The sequence below is a fragment of the Psychrobacter sp. NPDC077938 genome, from assembly GCF_044542635.1.
Classification (GTDB): domain Bacteria; phylum Pseudomonadota; class Gammaproteobacteria; order Pseudomonadales; family Moraxellaceae; genus Psychrobacter.
In genome coordinates, this window is record NZ_JBITUW010000004.1 from 161,531 (window position 1) to 182,798 (window position 21,268).

The 21,268-nt window shown below is 42.7% G+C and carries 15 protein-coding genes and 1 other RNA gene; 13 read left to right on the forward strand and 3 right to left on the reverse strand.

Annotated elements, in window-relative coordinates; genetic code table 11:
- Positions 1 to 41 precede the first annotated feature (41 nt).
- Together trpD and ACIGBM_RS08600 are read right to left on the reverse strand one after the other, a co-directional pair.
- Entirely contained in the window at positions 42 to 1,163 is a 1,122-nt protein-coding gene (trpD, locus tag ACIGBM_RS08595; RefSeq protein WP_347163104.1) for an anthranilate phosphoribosyltransferase, read from the reverse strand.
- A 98-nt stretch (positions 1,164 to 1,261) separates the two neighbouring features.
- On the reverse strand, positions 1,262 to 1,885 hold the full coding sequence (locus ACIGBM_RS08600; RefSeq protein WP_397477449.1) for an anthranilate synthase component II: 624 nt from the start codon (positions 1,883 to 1,885) through the stop codon (positions 1,262 to 1,264).
- A gap of 828 nt (positions 1,886 to 2,713) precedes the next feature.
- Between ACIGBM_RS08600 and glnA the strand changes: the two genes are divergently transcribed.
- Together glnA and ACIGBM_RS08610 are read left to right on the forward strand one after the other, a co-directional pair.
- Positions 2,714 to 4,123 (forward strand): type I glutamate--ammonia ligase, encoded by a 1,410-nt coding sequence (glnA, locus tag ACIGBM_RS08605; protein WP_057760355.1) that lies wholly within the window; start codon positions 2,714 to 2,716, stop codon positions 4,121 to 4,123.
- Between the two features lie 202 nt (positions 4,124 to 4,325).
- Positions 4,326 to 5,051 carry a DUF4124 domain-containing protein gene (locus ACIGBM_RS08610; protein WP_397477450.1) on the forward strand — a complete coding sequence of 242 codons (726 nt, stop codon included), beginning with the start codon at positions 4,326 to 4,328 and terminating at the stop codon, positions 5,049 to 5,051.
- A 140-nt stretch (positions 5,052 to 5,191) separates the two neighbouring features.
- Here the strand turns inward: ACIGBM_RS08610 and ACIGBM_RS08615 are convergent, their stop codons facing one another.
- On the reverse strand, positions 5,192 to 5,908 hold the full coding sequence (locus ACIGBM_RS08615) for an SIMPL domain-containing protein (RefSeq protein WP_371547160.1): 717 nt from the start codon (positions 5,906 to 5,908) through the stop codon (positions 5,192 to 5,194).
- 308 nt (positions 5,909 to 6,216) lie between these two features.
- Here ACIGBM_RS08615 and ffs point away from each other — a divergent pair.
- The 11 genes from ffs (at position 6,217) to ACIGBM_RS08670 (ending at position 21,094) form a co-directional block, all read left to right on the forward strand.
- Positions 6,217 to 6,313, forward strand: an RNA gene (gene ffs, locus ACIGBM_RS08620) — signal recognition particle sRNA small type.
- A gap of 268 nt (positions 6,314 to 6,581) precedes the next feature.
- A complete protein-coding gene (locus tag ACIGBM_RS08625) occupies positions 6,582 to 7,178 on the forward strand; it encodes a LemA family protein (RefSeq protein ID WP_082624601.1) in 597 nt (198 codons plus the stop codon).
- A gap of 13 nt (positions 7,179 to 7,191) precedes the next feature.
- Positions 7,192 to 10,164, forward strand: coding sequence for a M48 family metalloprotease (locus tag ACIGBM_RS08630; RefSeq protein WP_397477451.1), 2,973 nt, complete (start codon positions 7,192 to 7,194; stop codon positions 10,162 to 10,164).
- Positions 10,165 to 10,278: 114 nt separating this feature from the next.
- On the forward strand, positions 10,279 to 11,187 hold the full coding sequence (locus ACIGBM_RS08635) for a DNA polymerase III subunit psi (protein ID WP_397477452.1): 909 nt from the start codon (positions 10,279 to 10,281) through the stop codon (positions 11,185 to 11,187).
- A gap of 92 nt (positions 11,188 to 11,279) precedes the next feature.
- Complete coding sequence (serC, locus tag ACIGBM_RS08640) at positions 11,280 to 12,407, forward strand: 3-phosphoserine/phosphohydroxythreonine transaminase (RefSeq protein ID WP_397477453.1); 1,128 nt, start codon at positions 11,280 to 11,282, stop codon at positions 12,405 to 12,407.
- Positions 12,408 to 12,715: 308 nt separating this feature from the next.
- Positions 12,716 to 14,548 (forward strand): extracellular solute-binding protein, encoded by a 1,833-nt coding sequence (locus ACIGBM_RS08645; protein WP_397477563.1) that lies wholly within the window; start codon positions 12,716 to 12,718, stop codon positions 14,546 to 14,548.
- A 304-nt stretch (positions 14,549 to 14,852) separates the two neighbouring features.
- Complete coding sequence (gloB, locus tag ACIGBM_RS08650) at positions 14,853 to 15,632, forward strand: hydroxyacylglutathione hydrolase (protein WP_397477454.1); 780 nt, start codon at positions 14,853 to 14,855, stop codon at positions 15,630 to 15,632.
- 85 nt (positions 15,633 to 15,717) lie between these two features.
- Entirely contained in the window at positions 15,718 to 16,788 is a 1,071-nt protein-coding gene (locus ACIGBM_RS08655; protein ID WP_179798986.1) for a microcin C ABC transporter permease YejB, read from the forward strand.
- Positions 16,789 to 16,850: 62 nt separating this feature from the next.
- A complete protein-coding gene (locus tag ACIGBM_RS08660; protein WP_397477564.1) occupies positions 16,851 to 17,900 on the forward strand; it encodes an ABC transporter permease in 1,050 nt (349 codons plus the stop codon).
- Between the two features lies 1 nt (position 17,901).
- Positions 17,902 to 19,581: an ABC transporter ATP-binding protein gene (locus ACIGBM_RS08665; RefSeq protein WP_397477455.1), complete on the forward strand. Its 1,680-nt coding sequence runs from the start codon at positions 17,902 to 17,904 to the stop codon at positions 19,579 to 19,581.
- 208 nt (positions 19,582 to 19,789) lie between these two features.
- On the forward strand, positions 19,790 to 21,094 hold the full coding sequence (locus ACIGBM_RS08670; protein ID WP_397477456.1) for an iron-containing alcohol dehydrogenase: 1,305 nt from the start codon (positions 19,790 to 19,792) through the stop codon (positions 21,092 to 21,094).
- The last annotated feature ends 174 nt before the right edge of the window (positions 21,095 to 21,268 follow it).

The window sequence follows — 21,268 nt, forward strand, 5'->3', positions numbered from 1 at the left end:
TAGATTTTTTTGACTATAGACAGTATATAAGTGCTTATAAGTTAACCTTGAGCGACTAGCTGTTGGGTATAGTTGGCTAAAGACTCAAGTTTGAGTAAAGCATCACCATTTTGAATGATTTTTTGTGCTCGGCTAACACCGTTAGGGTAGTTGCTGGCAAGTCCTGCGGTGTATATCGCGGCACCTGCATTTAGCGCAATCATATCACGTGCTTTAAGTACGGCACGGTCATGAGTGTCAGCTCCAGATAGCGCAGCACGAATCAACTCAAGACTTTGTGCTGGAGAGTCGACATCGAGGCCAATAAGAGTTTGTGACTCGATACCCGCATCTTCTGGCATCATGTCATAGACTGATATCTCGCCATCTTTTAGCTCAGCGACTGTGGTTGAGGTTGCAAGACTAATTTCATCAAGACCATCTTTTGCGCCTACTACCATGACATGACGTGCGCCTAAGTTTTTCATCACTTTGGCAATCGGCTCACATAGCTGCGCAGTAAATACACCGATGACTAAGTTTGGCGTGCCAGCAGGATTGGTCAATGGGCCCAAAATATTAAAGATGGTACGCGCTTTTAATTCACGGCGTACAGGGTTGGCATAACGCATGGCGCTGTGATGATTGGGTGCAAATAAAAACCCGATACCTTGGTTTTCGATACAGTCTTTTGCTTGCTCTGGAGTGAGCGCAAGACTGATACCTGCTTGCTCAAGTAAGTCTGAGCTACCAGATTTGGTCGAGACGCCGCGATTGCCATGCTTAGCAACTTGTGCACCAGCTGCCGCAACAACCAACGCCGATGCAGTTGAGACATTGAACAAGTTAGCACCATCACCGCCAGTACCAACGATATCTACCAAGTAATCGCAGTTCTTTGGTTCAATGTTGGCGGCTAGTGCACGCATGGCGCTGGCTGATGCAGTAATCTCGTCAATGGATTCGCCCTTCATTCGCAGCCCCGTCAAGATAGCGCCCATCATAGCGTCGCTGCATCTACCTTGCATGATAATCAGCATCACTTGATACATTTCATCAAAGGTTAAATCGATGTGTTGAAATATTCTACCCAAAGCTATGGTTAGCAATTGATGTGTTTGCTCGTCAGACAATTTTGCAATACTCTCTGGCGTGTGCGTTTCTTCTATTTTTGTCGTACTCATTATGGTCTCACTTACTATTATTTTTTATATGAATCTGTGTGAAATTTGGCATAGGCTTATGAAAGCAGCATTTTTTACCAAGGTGCTTTTAGTCAAATCTAGCCAACTTGCGGTAGCTCATCGGATGTCAGAGTAGCCAAGCCATGAGTCTGTAAAAAGTTATTGAGCAATTGATAACCTGCTTCGCTCAATATTGACTCAGGATGGAACTGGACACCTTCTACAGCAAAATCCTTATGGCGAATACCCATGATTTCCTCAATACTACCATCAGCATTCTGTGTCCATGCAGTGAGCTCAAGGCAGTCTGGTAGGCTTGTCTTATCAATGACGAGTGAATGATAGCGCGTAACCTGTGACGGGTTGGGTAATCCAGCAAACACACCTTGCTCGTTGTGATAGATAGCGGATAAGCGGCCATGCATGACTTCGCCAGCTTTGACCACTTGACCGCCAAAGGCTTGACCGATAGCTTGATGACCCAAGCAAATACCCAGTATAGGAATAATTCCTTTAAATGTCTCAATGGCTTGCAGCGAAATACCCGCACGGTCAGGGTCGCACGGACCTGGGCCAATCACAATGACATCAGGTGCGAGGGTTTTAATCTGCTCAATGCTGACCTGATCATTACGCCAGACAGTAATGTCCTGCTTTAGCTCACCGAAGTACTGTACGATATTGTACGTAAAGCTATCGTAATTATCGATCATCAAAATCATTAAGGCTTCAACTTATCAGTTTTATTATATTTTAAACATAAAATTTGTTTTCACTGTTATAGAGTCACTTGATTGCCGGACACAAGCAGCTATGACTATAACAGAGGGGGTTATTGCGCGCGGTTATCTTACCACTATTTTGTTTTCTATCAAATGTAGGGTATAGGCTATCTAAGTAAGCACCAAGTAAAAACATATTTTTTATTATTTTGTCGACGAATAAACTAATGTAGTTAGAGATAATGTTATAAATTCAGCTGTTAACGGCGCACCAATAAATAGCATTTCAATAATAAATATATTTGTATTTGCACCAATTAAGTGCCTTTGGTTCTCAATTGGTGCTCTAATTAAGTGGTATTCTAAAACCGAACTAGATGAGAATTAATTAATATATAACGATATTAATCGTATAAATCACTGTAAATATTGATAATTAAATCTATCTATAACTATATCTGTTATCAGAGCGTCAATACATTGGCATAGCCTTTGCATTATTGCTGTTATGATTATTTTTAAAGCCAAAAAGCTGGTCTAAAAATAATTATTAACAAGAGCCCGAAGAGTTCAGCATTATGAGTTGTATATTGCTAGAATGTCGTTAGGATTGAATTGGCGTATGTTAGACCATGTGCACAAATATTGGTCTGATTGAGTAAACGCTTTAGATGAGCATCTTGACTAATACGCAAAATAGTGCTGATAATAAGCATAATATCGAATGCGCTATTTTAGTATTGAGAGCACATCTGACATTCTTGGACAAGAACATCATATTAATAATTTTAAATCGCAATTACGTGATCAACACAACGGAGACTATTCATGTCGAATAAACTATTAGATCTTATCCAATCCTCTAATGCTAAATGGGTTGATTTTCGCTTTACTGATACACGCGGCAAAGAGCAGCACATCAGCTTCCCAGCGCATACCGTTGATGAAGATGTCATGGAAGATGGCAAAATGTTCGATGGCTCATCAATCGCTGGTTGGAAAGGTATCGAAGCGTCAGATATGATCTTGCGTCCTGATCCAGAAACTGCTTTTGTTGACCCGTTCTTTGACGCGGTGACTGTGGTAGTGACTTGCGATATCATCGAGCCATCAACGCTACAAGGTTATGACCGTGACCCACGTTCTATCGCACGTCGCGCTGAAGAGTATTTAAAGTCTACTGGTATCGGTGATACTGCTTACTTCGGTCCAGAGCCTGAGTTCTTTGTATTTGACGATGTTAAATGGTCAGTTGATATGTCTGGCGTTAGTCATAAAATCACGGCTGAAGAAGCAGCATGGTCGACTAACGAGACTTACGAGTGGGGCAACATGGCGCATCGCCCACGTGTGAAAGGCGGTTATTTCCCAGTACCACCGATCGATAGCTCACATGATATGCGTGCTGTTATGTGTGAACGCATCGAAGAAATCGTTGGTGAAGGTTCGGTTGAAGTTCATCACCATGAAGTTGCTTCTTGCCAGTCTGAAATCGGTGTTGCATTCAACACGATGGTACGTAAAGCGGATGAAGTTCAGCAATTGAAATATGTTGTTCATAACGTTGCGCATCAGTTTGGCAAAACAGCGACCTTTATGCCTAAGCCAATCGTTGGTGATAACGGTTCAGGTATGCACGTACATATGTCAATCTCAAAAGACGGCGTAAATACATTCTCTGGTGATGAGTATGCTGGTCTGTCTGAAACAGCATTGTACTTCATTGGCGGTATTATCAAGCATGCTCGTGCGTTGAATGCGATTACCAACCCATCAACCAACAGCTATAAGCGCCTAGTACCACATTACGAAGCGCCTATTAAACTTGCTTACTCAGCGTCTAACCGTTCAGCGTCTATCCGTATTCCACACGTGAGTAGCCCTAAAGCGGTACGTGTAGAAGCCCGTTTCCCTGATCCAACAGCGAACCCATACCTAGCGTTTGCTGCATTGTTGATGGCTGGCCTTGACGGTATCCAAAACAAAATGCATCCAGGTGAAGCTGCTGACAAGAACTTGTATGACTTGCCACCAGAAGAAGAAGCACAAATCCCAACGGTTGCAGAGAGCTTAGATGTTGCATTGCAAGCATTGCGTGACGATCATGACTTCTTATTAAAAGGCGATGTATTCACTGAAGACATGCTAGAAGCGTTTATCGCTTTGAAAGAAGAAGAAGTACAACGTCTGAACGTAACTGTACACCCTGTTGAATTTGACATGTACTACAGCTGCTAATTAGTCGCTAAAGCACTCAGTTATTTTGAGTCATAAAAACCAGCTAAGAATGACTTAGCTGGTTTTTTTATGCGTATTAATAAAGTGTATCAGTCCAATTGCTGAATTTTCTTTGAAATCGCTACTGATTTCATATCAAAACTCACGCATAATAGTTTTATAAAATTATATTAATAGTAGACACTATCTAGGTTGATGGATTATGACTTTATTAGCAAAACCGAGTTTCTTGAAGGGTAAGATTAGAGTTGGGTTATGGACTACGGTTGCTCTTGTTAGTCTTTGTGCACCTCTCACCAATGCCGCACCTATTTACAAAGTGGTCGACGAGCAAACCGGTCAAGTCACCTTTACTGACCGTCCACAGGATTATGAGCAGCAAGTTGGCAAACAAGTCAGTCAAATGGCTATTACGACAGGTAATGAGACGAGCAGGTCAACTAGTCTGAATACGACAACCAATTCTAATACAAGTCGCCAATCATCAAATGCGTCGCAGACAGTGACTGCTACTGAGTCGCCTGCGATAAATACTAAGGTTGCCACACCAGTAAATTATCAATTAGTAATTACTGAACCTAGCGAAGAGAGAGCCTATCGTCGTCCCGTACAGAATATCGATGTCAATGTACAGATTAAGCCTGCGTTACAGGCAGGTGATAGCGCTCGTATTTATTTTGATGATAAACAGGTTGCACAAGGTTTGAACGCATCTATTGCTACTGTTGATGTTTTGCCAGGCGCTCATACAATCAAGGCTGTTATACAAAGCGAAACTGGCCAAACACTTGAGCAAATCACACGTACCGTATATGTGATTCAAAACACGACCACATTGCAAGACAACAAAAGAAAGGCAGCGCAGCTGTTGGCTTATCAAAAGCTCGCTTGGTATCAAAAATTGATGCTAAAACTGCGTCAACAGTAAGTTGCTAAGTCACAATAATGGTCTCAATAATGATTGGATATAATGAATAGATATCGCTAGCAAAATAAAAGGGCAAGCACCGTTAACGATGCTTGCCTTTTTTAATGTAAATCACTTATTTTATTGAACTATAAGCTGTCTTATTTAGTTAACTCGATAGTACCGTTAGCAGTCACCGAAATAGTGCTATTACCAGACTCAAAGCTTTGGCTTGGTACAGAAGATTCAAGCGAATCTGCTTTCATGCTCATAGCGCTATACATCGGACGTGGATAGTTGCTACCTGTATTTAGGTTAACATTGACGACGCGATAGCCACGAGCATCCCACGCGCGGGTAAGGCTCTTAGCTTGCTGCTGAAAAGCGCGAGAGGCTTCGGTCATTAATTTTTGCTCTAGAGCATCTTTTTTAGTATCTGATACGCCAAAATTAAGATTGTCCATCACTAAGGTTTCTTGCAAATCGGCAATTAGTTGGCTAGTTGCTGAAAAGTCTGTACTTTTTAAGTCTATGTTTGCTTGACCTGTCCAGCCGATGATTTTATCGTTTTTGTCGTAGCGTGGATAGGTGCGCTGTTGCCCTGTGCTCACGGTCACGCTAGGGTAGCGCTTGGCGATTTTCATGGCATTGTTGATTGAGGTGTTGAGCATTGTGGCTAAAGTCTTAGAGTCAGTGGCCTGTGCTTTTTTGTACAAGCTGGCGCGTACTTCGTCGTTCTGAATTTCTTCTTTTATTTCTGTTTGAAACGTCAGTTGATCATAGCCTGTTGGCTCTGCATGGGCGCTACCCATCATTGCTGTCATAAGACAAACCGTGCCAGAAGCTAGTGCTGCTTTATTCAATAAAGTATTTTTCATTATTATCTCCTAAGTTGATTCTAATAATATATAAATGACAATTATCAACGCTCATTTATACACGAAAAGTTGTCCCTATTGTTCTCTAGAAATCGACATGGGTGCAACTTCATTCACTAAAATAGCAAAATTCATATAAGTTGCTGTGAGAATTTTGTGACCTAAGTTGCTGATATAATTTGTGCTCATATATTGCGGACATAAGATAATGAACTAAATGACAGTGTTGTTTAGGGTCTAAAGCAAACAGTTTTAAGATAGGGGTTGTAAAATTAAAAATTTCTTGTATAATTTGCGACTGGTGGCTCCATTGGTAGCCTCGCAACATTGTTCTATGAATCCCGCCAGGACCGGAAGGTAGCAACGGTAATAGTTATAGTGTGTGCCGAGGATGTGCTTTTGGAGTCGCTTTTTTTTGCCTAAAATTTGATAATTATATCAATAAAGTACAAAGTATCTATTTGTGATGTATTAAGTCCTTCATTGTAAAGGGCTTTTTTTTGGTCAAAATTTTGTCTGGTGGTTATCCATTTGCTTATGTATTTTTCAATTTAACTTCCTGTTCGATTTCCTTTGTAGTTCCGATCTAGTTCTAAGGTTTTATTGATTAATATGAGTTAAAATACAATGTATTAACTTTTTATTAACATTCTAGACACCTTGGAGTTTGATTATGAAGATGTTTGTTTGGCTATTCATTGCATTTGTGGTGTTGGTGGTTGTGTTTGGGGTATCCATTTTCAATAGATTGGTACGCGCACGGAACCAAGCAAAGAATGGCTTTGCTCAAATAGATGTTCAACTAAAGCGTCGTCATGATCTGATTCCAAACTTGGTCGAAACTGCCAAGCGTTATTTGAGTCATGAAGAAGAAACACTCACTCGCGTTATTAGCGCACGTAATCACGCACAAGATCTACAAGACTCTAATAAACATCAGCCAGACTCGCTAGAGCATATGGCACTATTTGCAAAAGCAGAAGGTATGTTATCTAAGGCGTTGAGTCAATTTTCCGCTGTCGTCGAAGCCTACCCAGAGCTAAAAGCCGATAGTATGATCAAGGAACTCATGGACGAATTAACCAATACGGAAAATCGCATCGGATTTGCGCGTCAACATTATAATGACAGCGTGATGTTTTATAATAACGATCGCGAAGTATTCCCGAATAACCTCGTTAGTACGACTTTTGGCTTTCGTCCACTCAGTCAGTTGGTATTTGAAGATAGAGAAGCGATTGCTCAGGCACCGATTGTCAATATGGGCTAAGGTTTAGACAATTTTGGCGAACTCTAGGCAGCCTAATCTGATGGATTTTTTTGGTGAACAGCGGATACGTACGCGGCGCAGTCTATTACTTTATGGACTGTTTTTCTTGATTGTACTTGCTCATATGGCTGTAGGACTGGCTGTTATGTCTATACTGCTGACAGTATTTGCAGGCGGTATATATCATTGGGTATTGGTTCTGGTCATTGTCTTGACGTTAGGCAGTTTCGTTGGTGGTAGTTTTTTAGAGTATCGACGTCTGCGAGCAGGTGGTCGCGCTATTGCTCAGCGAGTAGGAGCGGTTAGGCTGTTTATCGATAATAGTCAAGAACCATGGGAGCACAGTCAAGGAGTCGCTCATCAACACGAAGCTGAAGAAAAGGTTCGCTATCGTTCACGTCATATAGCAGTACGTGACGAGCGCGATTTTCCGCCCGTTTATCGTCGCTACTATGAAATCGCTCAACAACTGGCCATTGCGGCAGGTTTGCAAACCCCTATTTTGTACGTGCTACCTGACGAGCAGGGTATCAATGGTTTCGTCGCTGGTCGCCATAGCTCAGATATGGTACTTGTCGTTACTCAAGGTGCGCTAGATAAACTGTCTGATGAGGCGCTATACGGACTCATTGGTCATGAATATGGTCATATATTGCACGGCGATGCCAATTTTAATTTACAGCTGATGGTGGTATTGGCAGGCTTGCAGATACTATACGACTGGAGTGACCCAATATCTAATCACATTTCTAATCGTCTCTCTAATTATAGTCACTTTGATAGCGATAGTATTTCCCAAAAGTCTCTATCACAGAGACAGGTTGATATGCTAGCACGCAATACAGAAGCGCAAACGGCCAATTTCACCACGCATAGTGAATGGGTCGCTTACTGGCAGCAGCAATCACAACAACAGCAGTCCTCAGCCAAGCGTCAGTCTAAATGGGTGCAAACGCCACCTATAATAGATCGTCAAGCCTCGCGTAGTGCTTGGACATTGCTACTGCATGGTTTAAGCTTCTCTAGTATGGCAAGCGCGCAGTTGATTAAGCACAGTTTTAATCGTGAGCGCGAGCTACTTGCTGACGCCACCAGTGTTCAGTTAACACGTACGCCTGCGATTGTCGAAACCTTAAAAGCCATTCATCAAGACTCGCTCGGCTCGCGTTTGTCTGGCATCGCCGATATCAATGGACTCAGCCATTTTTTCTTTGCTAGTAGTGGGGCAGACTTAGGTGATGTGTCATGGTTTGCCACCCATCCAAGCTTGACAGAGCGTATGAACGCTATTAATGCGGATGCTTATCATAGGTTCGCGGTACAAGTCGCCAAAGAAAAGCGAATAAATCAGCAAAAGGTTAAAGAGATATATAGGCAACGACGCTTAGGTGATTGGGCAGAAACAAAAGAAAATAGCCTAAGTGAAAATTTGCCAGACAAAAACTTGCAGCAGTCGTCGTTACTTGGATCTCAAACAGCTGCAACGATTGATACAGGTGACACTAAACAGCCAAATGATGGAAAAGTTCTTGCTGAATCTATAAGCGACAATCGTAATAAAGATAATGGCGAATCAGAGATTGATGACGGTTTAGAGTTTACCGTAGAAGCTGATGTGGTAATTGATGGGCGGCTTCAAGTACAGGCCGAAGACGTTGGTGCTCATCAGCTATTAAAACCGTGGCAGGCCAAACCTGATGCTGACCTACCAGAAAACACACTAATTGAAGTTAGCGATATTCAAAAGGTATCGCTACCTCAGCACATACTAAACCATAGTCATCATCCTTTAGGTGCGCTAGCATTAGTCGAAGCTGTCTTGTTTTGCCATCAGTATCAACCCTTATCAACAACTACCACTTATAGTTTGAATGATATTTGGAATGATGGCTTGTCTATTGAGGGTGGCACTATTGACCATGAGCAAATATTACCGCATAGGATAGATACTAAGCTGATGACAGTAGTAGCCAGTTTGGACAGGCGTTTGGACAGCGCTTTGATTGAGCTCGCCTTAAACCAATTGCATCAAAAGAATTTATCTGAACTATCTATCGAAAATCTAAAACTCAAAAGTAAAGACGATCATAGTCACGACAGTCATCAGTACTATAAAAAACAAGAGAAATGCCGTACGATGTTGTTGCGTTATCAGCAGGGCATATTTGAGTTATTTAACCAACAGCTGACATCTGACTTAACCAAAAGCTTAGCTCCTGATTCGTCAGATCAAAATATATCTAGTGATAACGCTCATGCAATTGCTCTGAACAATTCTTTAGCTTTAGCACATCAAAAATCGCCAATATTATCACTATGGCAAGCGCTACATTTGCAGCAGTTGCTACCGATATTGTCTGAAGTTTTACAAGATACAGACGCGCAGTCTCTATGGTTGCAAATACTGAAGACTGGTATGGAAGACGTAAGGGCGCAACTAGATCCTTCGGGTCAGGTGTTTGCAGGACTTAGTAAATCAGAAGTATCAATTGTTGTCTTATTGGCTTATCGGCTATCAAAAGATGCAAAAGGCCAGATGATATCAATGCATGACCGATCGCTATTGAGTGAAGGCAACGACAGTGTGGCGCATTATATTGTAGATTTGAGACGGCATGCGCGCTTGATTGATATTGATCTCGTGACAGTAAGCGATGTCAATTTACAGTGGTTATTATTGACCGCACAGCATTTGAATAGCATTCAGTTATTGACGATTATTTCTGCGGTTCCTGTCTCTGCCAATCACTCTATCAAGCGCTTGGTAGGTGCTCAGAATGCTGATAATTATCGAGAGAAGCAACAGGATGGTAGCCAAATAGATTATAATGAAAGCGAGATGAACCAGCCGACTCATAATGAGTATCGCCAATGGCTAAGTACGTTGCATACGGTGATGTTACACGATACGATAATTAGCCAAGATGAATATGATTGTTTGTTGGCAATATCAGAGCGTTGGCTCGGTATTCGACAGCTGTTTTGACGGGTATGTATTTAGTATTTGATTAATGGTGTGATACATACTCAGTGAGAGCTGCCAAAACCATAAAAACATCTATAAATGATATAAACAAAATTAGTAGGATAGTAGAGTCGAATGAGTGATACCCAAGACCCGCTAACTGTATTACAGCGCCGTGTGCAGCAACGCCAAATTCTAGCGATGATGGGTATCAATCAGTGGGTGCAGCCTGAGTCAGAAACCATCAATATGGCTGATATTACGACAGCTTCGGTTGAGCAATCAAATATTGATTCCACTGATATTGAGCCTAATAACAATGAAGTAGCGAGCGCTAGAATTATAGGTACAGTTGATCAACCGGCTGATGGTTATCATATCAATGACTATAATGCTAACGGCTATGTTGCCGATGAGTATGATGCTGATTTGCAAGCTACCACTGAACAGGCGGCTAGTGAGCAAAGCCCTGTTACCTATAGTTTTGATTCCGTTGATTCGAATAGTGTTAGTTCAAGTGCTGCTAGTTCAAGTGCTGGGTCTAACTATCATGACATCCCAAGTACTGCATTGAACCAAACTGCTGTAACCTCTACGAATGCACCTATTGAGCAACCTCAATTTGCGCAGAGTGATTTTCCGCAAAGTAATAATGACGACAGCATAAATGATGATAGCTTAAAAAAAGTAGCACCATTTGACCTGCAAGGTGGCCGCTATGGTGACTGGGTAATATTGATTGATATCAAAGCGCTGAATAGTGATAGTCAAAAACTATGGCAAAACATTACTCAGGCGCTATCAATCACTTGCGAGACAACATCATTCCCGATTTGCGACGGTATGGATACTGCTGAGCTTGCCAATGCCAGTCTTGCAGGATATATTTTTCGAATTGGCCGGAGTGAAGAAATACAAGTTGCTGCACTAACAGCGCTACCTGATGGCCTACAACATCCCAATCTGACTGCTGTGCCGACATTAGAAGAAATGCTCGCAGACAGTGATGCTAAACGTCAGCTATGGGAGCAGATATCTCATTGAGTTGTATAAAAACTAACATCAATACCAATGCCTTTATCAACAAACTGAAATAAAAAACATCCTTTTATTTCATCATACCTAGGACTGTGATTATGCCTACAACCCCAACGTCTACAGCAACTGCCACACCGCATCGCCTGCCAAATTTTTGTGCTGGACCTGCTACCATGCCAACAGCCGTACTAGAGCGCGCGCAGAGCGAACTGCTTGATTGGCAAGGTCGCGGCCTATCGGTCATGGAAGTCAGCCATCGTAGCAAAGAGTATATGGCCATTACTGACAAAGCGGAAGCTAAGCTACGCTCGCTTATGGAAATACCGGATAACTATAAAGTGCTGTTTTTGCAAGGTGGCGCAAGTTTGCAGTTTTCTGCGATTCCATTGAATCTGTTGAATGGTGGACGCGGTGACTATTTGACGACAGGGGCATGGTCAGGCAAAGCGATCAAAGAAGCCAAGCGCTATGAAGCACTGGGTCTGGGCGAGATTAACCTAGTTGCGACTGGGAAAGAGAATAACTTTACTGACGTACCAGCGCAAAGCGATTGGAATATTAATGAAGACGCCGCTTATTTTCATTACTGTGCCAATGAAACAATTCATGGCCTACAGATATTTGAGCCACCACAAGTAGATGCGCCAATCATTGCTGATATGTCATCTTGTATCTTGTCGCAGCCGATAGACGTGTCTAAATTTGGCATGATCTACGCGGGCGCACAGAAAAACATCGGCCCTGCAGGTCTAGTCATTGTCATTATCCATGATGATTTGATGGGGCAAGCAAGTGAATGGTGTCCTATGCTGCTGAATTATGAGCATCAAGCTGACAAAGAATCTATGTCTAACACGCCAGCGACGTATTCTTGGTACTTAGCAGGGCTAGTGTTTGACTGGTTGGAAGAGCAGGGCGGTGTGGCTGCTATCGGTAAAATCAATCAGCAAAAAGCTGACTTACTTTATAAGACAATCGATGAGAGCAGTTTTTATAATAATCCAGTAGATTCTAAGTATCGCTCTATCATGAACGTGCCGTTTACTTTAGCAGACAGCAGCCTCGATAAAGTATTCTTAGAAGAGTCAGAAAAAGCTGGCTTGTTAAATCTAAAAGGTCATCGTGACGTAGGCGGTATGCGAGCCAGTATCTACAATGCCGTACCACTTGAGTGGGTACAGCAGTTGGTTGACTTTATGATTGCCTTTGAAAAAAAGCACGCCTAAGCAAAATAATAACTGCTAGCATATAAAGTTTTTATATATAAACTGCACATCAAGAAGGGCGTAACTAGTCATGGTTGCGCCCTTTTTATACTTATAAATAGACAGTTTGGTCATGCTAGCGCGTAGTAATAATAGTTTGCCATGGATATCGCTTAATGCTATCACCATGAAGCGATATCCACGGCAAACCATTAGGTTAAAAAACCTAAGTTTGTTATGATAAAATTTTGCTATAACGCTGTTTTGCTGTCAGGCTTTACGTTTTGATATTTATATTGGTTAGCATAGAGGTTTGTTATAACGTCATGATAATAAAAAATGCCCTGTTAAAAGCTGTATTGCTAACCATCACCGTCAGTTGGATACCGAGCAGTATCGCTGCACCTATCACGAGGACCGCGCTTGGTCACAATAGTCCTACTGAATACATCGACGCGCCTTACTTACCTTATGCCAATCCAAAAGCGCCATCAGGGGGCACGCTTTCTCTAGATGCGCGTGGTACGTTTAATAGCGCCAATAAATGGATGACCACAGGCGTCGCGATGATTGGCACAGACTATCTGTATGATACTTTGATGACTGGCTCATTAAATGAAGCTTTTACCATGTATCCACAGTTGGCAAGTAAAGTGACGTATGACCCAGATGATACGAGCTGGATTGTATATCACCTCAATCCTGATGCTCGTTTTTGGGATGGGTCGGGTGTGACCAGTCGCGATGTAAAAGCAACTTTTGAGGCGATATTGCACAAAGGTCCTATGTATATTCGCAGTTATTTAAGTGATATTAAAGACATTCACATCATTAATGATCAACAAGTAAAGTTTGTCTTTGCATCTGCTGAAAACAAAGAGATTTTACTGACTGTTGGCCAGTTTCCTATTTTTGCCAAATCTTCCATTGATACCGATTTTGAAAAAATCAGTCTGACTCCATTGATGGGTAGCGGTCCTTATAAATTGGGACGCGTCGATGCAGGGCGTTCGGTAAGTTATATACGTGATCCCAATTATTGGGGTCGTGATTTGATGGTCAATCGTGGTCGCTACAATTTTGATATGATCAAGTTTGTTTATTATCAAAGTGATGAAATTGCCTTTGAGGGTTTTAAATCTGGTAAATACCGCTTTCGTCCCGAAAACAAAGCATCGAACTGGGTAACTGGGTATAATTTCCCCGCGGTGAAAGCAGGGCTTATCCAAAAAGAGACGATAACCAGCCAAAACCCAGTACCGATGCAAGCGTTGGTGATGAATTTGCGCCGCCCAATCTTCCAAGATATCAAGGTTCGCCAAGCACTGACAGCTGCTTATGATTTTGAATGGATGAATAAAACCCTATTTCATGGGCAGTATGAGCGTTTGCAAAGCTTTTTTCATGGATCAGAGCTTGCTGCAACGGGTACGCCATCTGATGCAGAAATGCAGGTATTGACGCCTTTATTGTCTGAGCTTGAACCAATTCAGCGCCAAGCAACATTAGCAGAGTGGCAGTCACCCACCAGCGATGGTAATGGTTTTAATCGTCAAGGGCTATTAGAGGCGCGCCAGCTTCTGTTAGAGGCTGGGTTTTATTATGAGGACATGAAACTATATCAGCCTGATGGGTCGCTTGCTCAGATTGAGATTTTGATGACAGGCGAGACTATGGGTCGTGTCTTGTTGCCTTATATTCGCAATCTAAAACGCTTGGGATTTGATGCAACATTGCGCCAAGTCGATGGGCCGCAATATTATGAGCGTATGCGCCGTTTTGACTATGACATGGTCGTGGACGTATTTGCTCAAAGTCTATCTCCTGGTGCTGAACAAGCGGCATTCTGGGGAAGCGCTGCTGCTGACGAGCCGGGTAATCATAACAGTGCTGGTATCAAGAATGCAGCCGTCGATAAAGTCGTTGCTGCCCTTGGTAATGCTAAAAATCGTGACGAGATTGTACTGTATACACAGGTGTTAGATAGGTTATTGCGGGCAGGACATTATGTTGTACCGCTATACGGCAAATCTGGTACCAATGTCGCCTATTGGGATCAGTATCGCCATACCGAAAAACTACCGACCAATGCTGTTGGTATCGATTATTGGTGGGTCGATAAAGAGGCAGAAGGGCGCATCAATAAATATTTAAAGCAGTAGACAGTATTTATTATAAAGTTTGACCCGATAACAACGGACAGCTGAGCATATATGCTATTGCTATCAAATAACAGTTAGACTAGGGCGTGTCCTCATTTTAAAAATGGTGATAAAAATGAGATAAATTGCCATCAAATGAGGAAAATAGTGCAGATAATATCGAGATATTGACCAACTATTTGACGATGTTTGGCAAAATTTAGCTGTTTTTAGCCCATTTAGAGGACACTCGTTTGAATTGAGGACACGCCCTAGATAACTCAAAATAACACGTAACAAAAATAACTACCGGTAAGGATTTAACATGAGTATCCGTATTCACCCAATCAAAGCATTTAGCGATAACTATATCTGGACATTGATTAATGAAAATAATAAGCAGGCGATTGTCATTGATTCAGGTCAAGCTCAACCAGTCATTGATTATCTAGAGACGCATGAGCTTGAGCTAACCTCGATTTGGACGACTCACCATCATCATGATCATATCGGCGGCGTCGCAGAGTTACAGGAATCGTATCCGATGACTCATCTGGTTGCGCATAGTGAGCATGGCGTCGATGAAGATCAAACTATCAAAGATGGTAGCACGGTGAGCGCATGGGGCTGCTCTGCGCAAGTCTGGGATGTGTCAGGGCATACCGCTAGCCATATGGCTTATATCTTAGATATAGATGGGCAAAAGCACTGCTTCTGCGGTGATACTCTGTTTAGTGCAGGTTGTGGACGTGTCTTTACTGGTACGATTGAGCAATTGCATGAGAGCTTTAAACGTTTGAACGGCTTGCCTCATGAGGCGCTACTGTATCCTGCGCATGAATATACAGCGAGGAATCTGCGTTTTGGCCTGTCTATTGAACCTGACAACGAAGCGATGCAGCAAGCATTAGCACGAGCAGAGGCTCAAACTGAGCAAGGCATGGCAACGCTACCAGTGACACTAGAGCATGAGCGCGCGGTAAATGTGTTTTTACGTACACAAGAGCCAAGCGTCATCGCAGGAGTGAAATCCAAAATGTCTATCGATGATGAGAAGTCATTGACGGTATTTGCAGCGTTACGTGAGCTAAAAAACAACTTTTAAAAAATGCTTTTGTGTACTGCTTCAATAAAAATCAATTCGCTGCTGAACGTCATTGCCCTCTCTCTTTATTTAGGAAGTCGCCATTATGGGTCGTTATATCTTAAAAAGACTACTACTGATATTGCCGACACTATTTTTGATCTTGCTTGCCAACTTTGTAATCGTACAAGCAGCACCTGGCGGGCCTGTTGAGCAGCAGCTGGCACTTATCGAACAGGGCGCAAAAGACAATGCGCTTGGTGGTAATATTGGTGCGGGCAGTGCAGGTGGTAATGACAGTACTTATCAAGGCACGCGTGGTCTCTCTGAGGAGATGGTCGCCGCAATCAATGCCCAATATGGTTTTGACAAGTCTGCCCCAGAGCGATTTTGGCTTATGTTAAAGAACTACGCTCAGCTAGATTTTGGTGAGTCGTTTTTTAAAGGGCAGTCGGTGACCGATCTTATCGTAGAGAAGTTACCAGTCTCGATATCTCTTGGGCTGTGGAGTACGTTGCTCATCTATATGATCGCTATTCCACTAGGCGTCTATAAAGCGATGCATCATGGCTCAGGTATTGATAAAGCCACGGCTATGCTGCTAGCGATCGGACATGCGATACCTGTATTTGTCTTTGCAGTGATTTTACTGGTTTTCTTTGCGGGTGGCAGCTATTGGAATATCTTTCCATTACAGGGACTGACGTCCGAAAATTTTGATCAGCTCAGCGCGCTTGGTAAAGTAAAAGATTACTTTTGGCATTTAGCGTTACCGCTGCTGGCAAGTACTGTAGGCGGTTTTGCAGGTTTGACCTATTTGACCAAATTCAGCTTTTTAGAGGAGCTTGGCAAGCAGTATGTACTGACCGCTCGTGCTAAAGGCTTAGGTGAGCGTCAGGTGCTATATGGCCATGTGTTTCGCAATGCGATGTTGATTATTATCGCAGGTATTCCAGCCGCTATCGTTGGTATCTTTTTTGCGGGTAACTTTTTGATTGAGATTATTTTTAAGCTTGATGGCCTCGGTTTGCTAGGTTTTGAAGCCATTCAACAACGCGATTATCCAGTGATATTTGGTACGCTATTTATCTTTACCTTAGTGGGGCTGCTACTGCAATTAATCAGTGATTTGAGCTATCACTTAATTGATCCTCGTATTGATTTTGAGGGCCGCTAATGTCAAATAATCAACCTTCATCAAAGAGCAGTACTATTAATAGCGAACCAGATAAAGCGCCAATGCCTGAGCAGCTATCTACCACAAAAAAGCAACGCTTAAACCCTATATGGCAAGCGCGTTTAAATCGCTTTCGTCAAAATAGACTTGGGGTGATATCACTGTTTGTTTTCGCAGTGATATTTGTTATTTGTATGGCAGCTAATGTCATTGCCAATGACAAACCATTGTTAGTGCAGTATCAAGGCAATTATTACTTTCCGGTATTAAAAGCTTATCCTGAAACAACGTTTGGCGGTGTATTTGAGACCGAAACCAATTATAAAGACCCTGCAGTGCAGTTGCTGATTGATAAGCAAGGGTTTTATATAATGCCGCCTATTCCGTTTGCCGATCAGACGCCCAATGTCGAGCTTGGTCTGCCTTATCCAGCAGCACCCAATGCTCAGAACTGGCTTGGCACTGATGATATGGGGCGTGATGTGCTGGCACGGATACTTTATGGTATGCGAGTGTCGTTACTGTTTGGTTTGGCCTTGACGCTTGCGGGCGCACTGATTGGGATTATCGTTGGTGCGGTACAAGGCTATTATGGCGGCTGGGTAGATCTGGCAGGGCAGCGATTTATGGAAGTATGGGGCGGTATGCCTCAGCTATTTATGATTATTATTTTGGTTAGTCTGTTTAGTCCTAGTATTATTATGTTGTTCGCCATGATGCTACTGTTTGGCTGGATGGGTCTAGTCGGTTTGGTACGGGCAGAGTTTTTGCGAGCCCGCAACTTTGACTATGTGCGAGCTGCACGCAATTTAGGTGTTTCGGACAGCCAAATCATGCTCAGACATATTTTACCCAATGCGTTAGCTTCTAGCTTATCGCAACTACCATTTATTCTAACGGCCAATATTATCGCTTTGACTGCGCTGGATTTCTTGGGATATGGATTGCCGCCTGGCTCGCCGTCTCTTGGTGAGCTAATGGTACAAGGGAAAAATAATCTTGATGCACCGTGGCTTGCTTTGTCAGGATTCTTTAGTTTGACCTTTATTTTATCATTACTCATCTTCGTTGGCGAAGCGCTGCGTGATGCATTTGATCCGAGGCGTTCTTAATATGACTAAAAATATTGTCGCCACCAAGCACCACAACGCGTCAGATGAAAGTCTTCATCATGCACAAGATAAGCTTATGCTAACTGTAGATAGATTAACTATCACGACGACTACAGGAGTCCAGCTAGTCGATGCGCTGTCTTATGAGCTAAGACAAGGGCAAACCTTGGCTATTGTAGGTGAGTCAGGCTCTGGCAAATCAATCGCCAGTCTTGCGTTACTAGGTCTGTTACCAGACAGTTTGACAATTACTGGTGAAGTTCAGTTGGCAAGTACAACAGGCATGTCGACCTTGCCCATAGCGAATGATAAGGCGCGTAATGCTGCATTGCAGTCTATTCGTGGACAGCGTATCGGTATGGTGTTTCAAGAGCCAATGACCGCATTAAATCCGTTGCATACGGTCGCCAAACAAATTGCTGAATCGTTGCGTCTAAGCGGAATACCTAAAAAGCAATGGCGAGACACCAGCATTGCTTTGCTAAATGATGTCAATATTACAGATCCTGCTGACAAATTGAACCGTTATCCACATGAGTTATCAGGTGGTCAGCGTCAGCGAGTGATGATTGCCATGGCATTGGCTCAGCAGCCTGATATTTTAATTGCTGATGAGCCAACGACTGCGCTCGATGTTACCTTGCAGCATGAGATTTTGACGCTACTAGATGAGCTCAAACGCAAGCACAATATGGCGATGATATTAATCAGTCACGATCTCAATCTGGTCAGGCGCTATAGTGATGAGGTTATCGTTATGCGCCAAGGTCAAACGATTGAACAGGGTCAAACGTCAGCGGTATTTGATCAGCCTAAGGCCGATTATACCCGCACACTTATCAAGCAAGACTTTGGGCAAGCATTAACCATAAAAGACGATAACGCAGATAAACAATCAAGCGTATTAGAAGTGAAACGCCTTAACGTACAGTTCCCAATTGAAAAAGGTCTGTTTGGTGGTACCAAGCGCTGGTTTGACGCGGTTAAAGATGTCGATATGACACTACAAAAAGGTCAGGCATTGGGTATCGTCGGTGAGTCTGGCTCAGGTAAAACCACCATTGCGTTGGCGCTTAGCCAACTACTGAGCAACCAAGCACGTGTGAATGGGCAGATAGTGGTCAATGATCAAGATATCTCAGCATTGTCCAAAAAAGCGCTACGTAACTTCCGCTCGCAGATACAGATGGTATTTCAAGATCCATTTGCCAGTATTAATCCACGTATGACGGTCATGCAAATCGTGGAAGAAGGATTGTTAGTACAAGGCGTGGATAAAGTCGCCCGTCAGCAAGCGGTGCTAGATAGTCTTGCTACGGTACATTTGCCTTTAGCATTTGCGCAGCGCTATCCACACGAGCTGTCAGGTGGCCAGCGTCAACGCGTGGCACTGGCGCGCGCACTTATTATGAAACCCAGTCTACTTGTATTAGATGAGCCTACTTCTGCGCTCGATAGTACCACACAGGTTACGGTTGTCAGCTTACTGCGAGAAATACAAGAAAGGTTAAAAATTAGCTATGTCTTTATCAGTCATGATCTCAAGGTAGTACGTGCACTGTGTCAGCATGTTATGGTGTTGAAACAAGGGGTGTGTGTGGAATCTGGACGTACCGAAGATCTCTTTAATCACCCACAACATATTTATACTCAGCAATTGTTAAAGGCGAGCAGTTCATAATAATAGCGACATATTGAAAAGAGCAGTGGTACAATAATTTTAGAGAGCTGCCCATTTTATAATGCTGTGATACGTATCTTTATACATTCTGGCGCTCGTAAATTAGTAATATTTAACTGGCTGGCAAAAACGGTCTTTAACGGTCTTTAACGGTCTTTAACGGTCTTTATTGCAGTTAAAACCATCATTAAAAAGGATTTTTGTGCCCATGAAAACACAAAACAGTATTACTAAATTGGTAAAGAACAACAGCTTGCAGCATGCTGGTTATTTGGCTGTTGCTAAGACTCGGGCGAAGGTATTAAAAGCAGTGTCTTATGTGATACCTATCAGAAGACCGATGTTATTCATTGGTGAGACTGCCTGTGATGAGCTATGCGATATGCTTATCAATGAAGGCAATACCAATGTGTTTATTGTCACGGATACAGTGCTCAACGAACTGGGTATACCTGCAAAAGTCACTGATTATCTAGATGCGAAAAATATCAGTTATCACATCTATGACGGCATTACGCCAGATCCTACTTTTAAGGTAGTTGAAGAGGGGCTACGTCAGTCTATAAAAGCCAATTGTGACTCTATCGTAGCCATTGGCGGCGGCTCAGTGATCGATGCGGCCAAAATGATTGCCATGTCTCAAGGTAACAAGTGCAAGCCAAAGCAGCTAATCGGTATTCTTAAAGCAAGAAAGCCCGCGACTCCGTTATACTGCGTACCAACGACAGCTGGCACGGGTTCAGAAGCGACACTTGGCGCAGTAGTATCGGATGATAAAACGCATCAAAAAGCATTGTCTATCGACCCAAGAATGGTACCGCTAGCCGCAGCGATTGATCCAGTTATCATGAAAGGCATGCCAGCCCATATAACAGCAGATACTGGCATTGATGTATTGACCCATGCCTTAGAAGCATGGATGAGTGCCAATGCTAGCGTAGAGACAGATTACTATGCAGCCTCTGCCGTAAAATCTGTTATGCATTATCTACCACTAGCTTATAAAGACGGTGGCAATTTAAAAGCAAGAGAAGAGATGGGTATCGCCGCTCATTACGGCGGGATTGCCTTTAACAAAGCAGGTCTAGGCTATGTGCATGCTATCGCGCATCAGTTAGGCGCTTACTATAGTATTCCTCATGGTCGTGCCAATGCCATCGTGTTGCCTTATGTACTTGACGTCAATCGCAAAGCGAGCAAAAAAAGACTGGCTGCACTGTCGAAAAGAACCGGTATGGTACAGAATGGTCAAGCAGCTAATGGCGATAGTGAGATAGCAGATAACCTGATTGCGCAAGTTAGAGACTTGATTGCAGATCTAAACATTGATCCGACTGTCAATGGTATGCAAACCAGCGATTTTAATGATATCGCAAAGGCAGCTGCAAAAGAAGTCAGTGATACTTATGCCGTGCCAACCTATCTATCAGCCGCTGAGATCAAAGAAATTCTAACGAAGATTAAGCAGGCTAGTGACGAACGTGCTGATAGTAATAATGAAACAGCGTCATAGTTTTTTATAGAGCTAGTGATATTAAAATAAAAAAGTCTATTACTCTTTGAAGGATAGGCTTTTTTAATGCATTGAGATAATAAAGTTTCCGTTTTATTTCTATAGTATAATTTATACTAAGACATATAATTATTATCAAATAATCGTTTAATTTATCTTGTGATTAGGGCGTGT

What these genes read in the sequence shown, in the direction of transcription:
- trpD (WP_347163104.1), bottom strand. Translation starts at nt 1,163, where the DNA reads ATGAGTACGACAAAAATAGAAGAAACGCACACGCCAGAGAGTATTGCA.
- ACIGBM_RS08600 (WP_397477449.1), bottom strand. Translation starts at nt 1,885, where the DNA reads ATGATTTTGATGATCGATAATTACGATAGCTTTACGTACAATATCGTA.
- glnA (WP_057760355.1), top strand. Translation starts at nt 2,714, where the DNA reads ATGTCGAATAAACTATTAGATCTTATCCAATCCTCTAATGCTAAATGG.
- ACIGBM_RS08610 (WP_397477450.1), top strand. Translation starts at nt 4,326, where the DNA reads ATGACTTTATTAGCAAAACCGAGTTTCTTGAAGGGTAAGATTAGAGTT.
- ACIGBM_RS08615 (WP_371547160.1), bottom strand. Translation starts at nt 5,908, where the DNA reads ATGAAAAATACTTTATTGAATAAAGCAGCACTAGCTTCTGGCACGGTT.
- ACIGBM_RS08625 (WP_082624601.1), top strand. Translation starts at nt 6,582, where the DNA reads ATGAAGATGTTTGTTTGGCTATTCATTGCATTTGTGGTGTTGGTGGTT.
- ACIGBM_RS08635 (WP_397477452.1), top strand. Translation starts at nt 10,279, where the DNA reads ATGAGTGATACCCAAGACCCGCTAACTGTATTACAGCGCCGTGTGCAG.
- serC (WP_397477453.1), top strand. Translation starts at nt 11,280, where the DNA reads ATGCCTACAACCCCAACGTCTACAGCAACTGCCACACCGCATCGCCTG.
- gloB (WP_397477454.1), top strand. Translation starts at nt 14,853, where the DNA reads ATGAGTATCCGTATTCACCCAATCAAAGCATTTAGCGATAACTATATC.
- ACIGBM_RS08655 (WP_179798986.1), top strand. Translation starts at nt 15,718, where the DNA reads ATGGGTCGTTATATCTTAAAAAGACTACTACTGATATTGCCGACACTA.
- ACIGBM_RS08660 (WP_397477564.1), top strand. Translation starts at nt 16,851, where the DNA reads ATGCCTGAGCAGCTATCTACCACAAAAAAGCAACGCTTAAACCCTATA.
- ACIGBM_RS08665 (WP_397477455.1), top strand. Translation starts at nt 17,902, where the DNA reads ATGACTAAAAATATTGTCGCCACCAAGCACCACAACGCGTCAGATGAA.
- ACIGBM_RS08670 (WP_397477456.1), top strand. Translation starts at nt 19,790, where the DNA reads ATGAAAACACAAAACAGTATTACTAAATTGGTAAAGAACAACAGCTTG.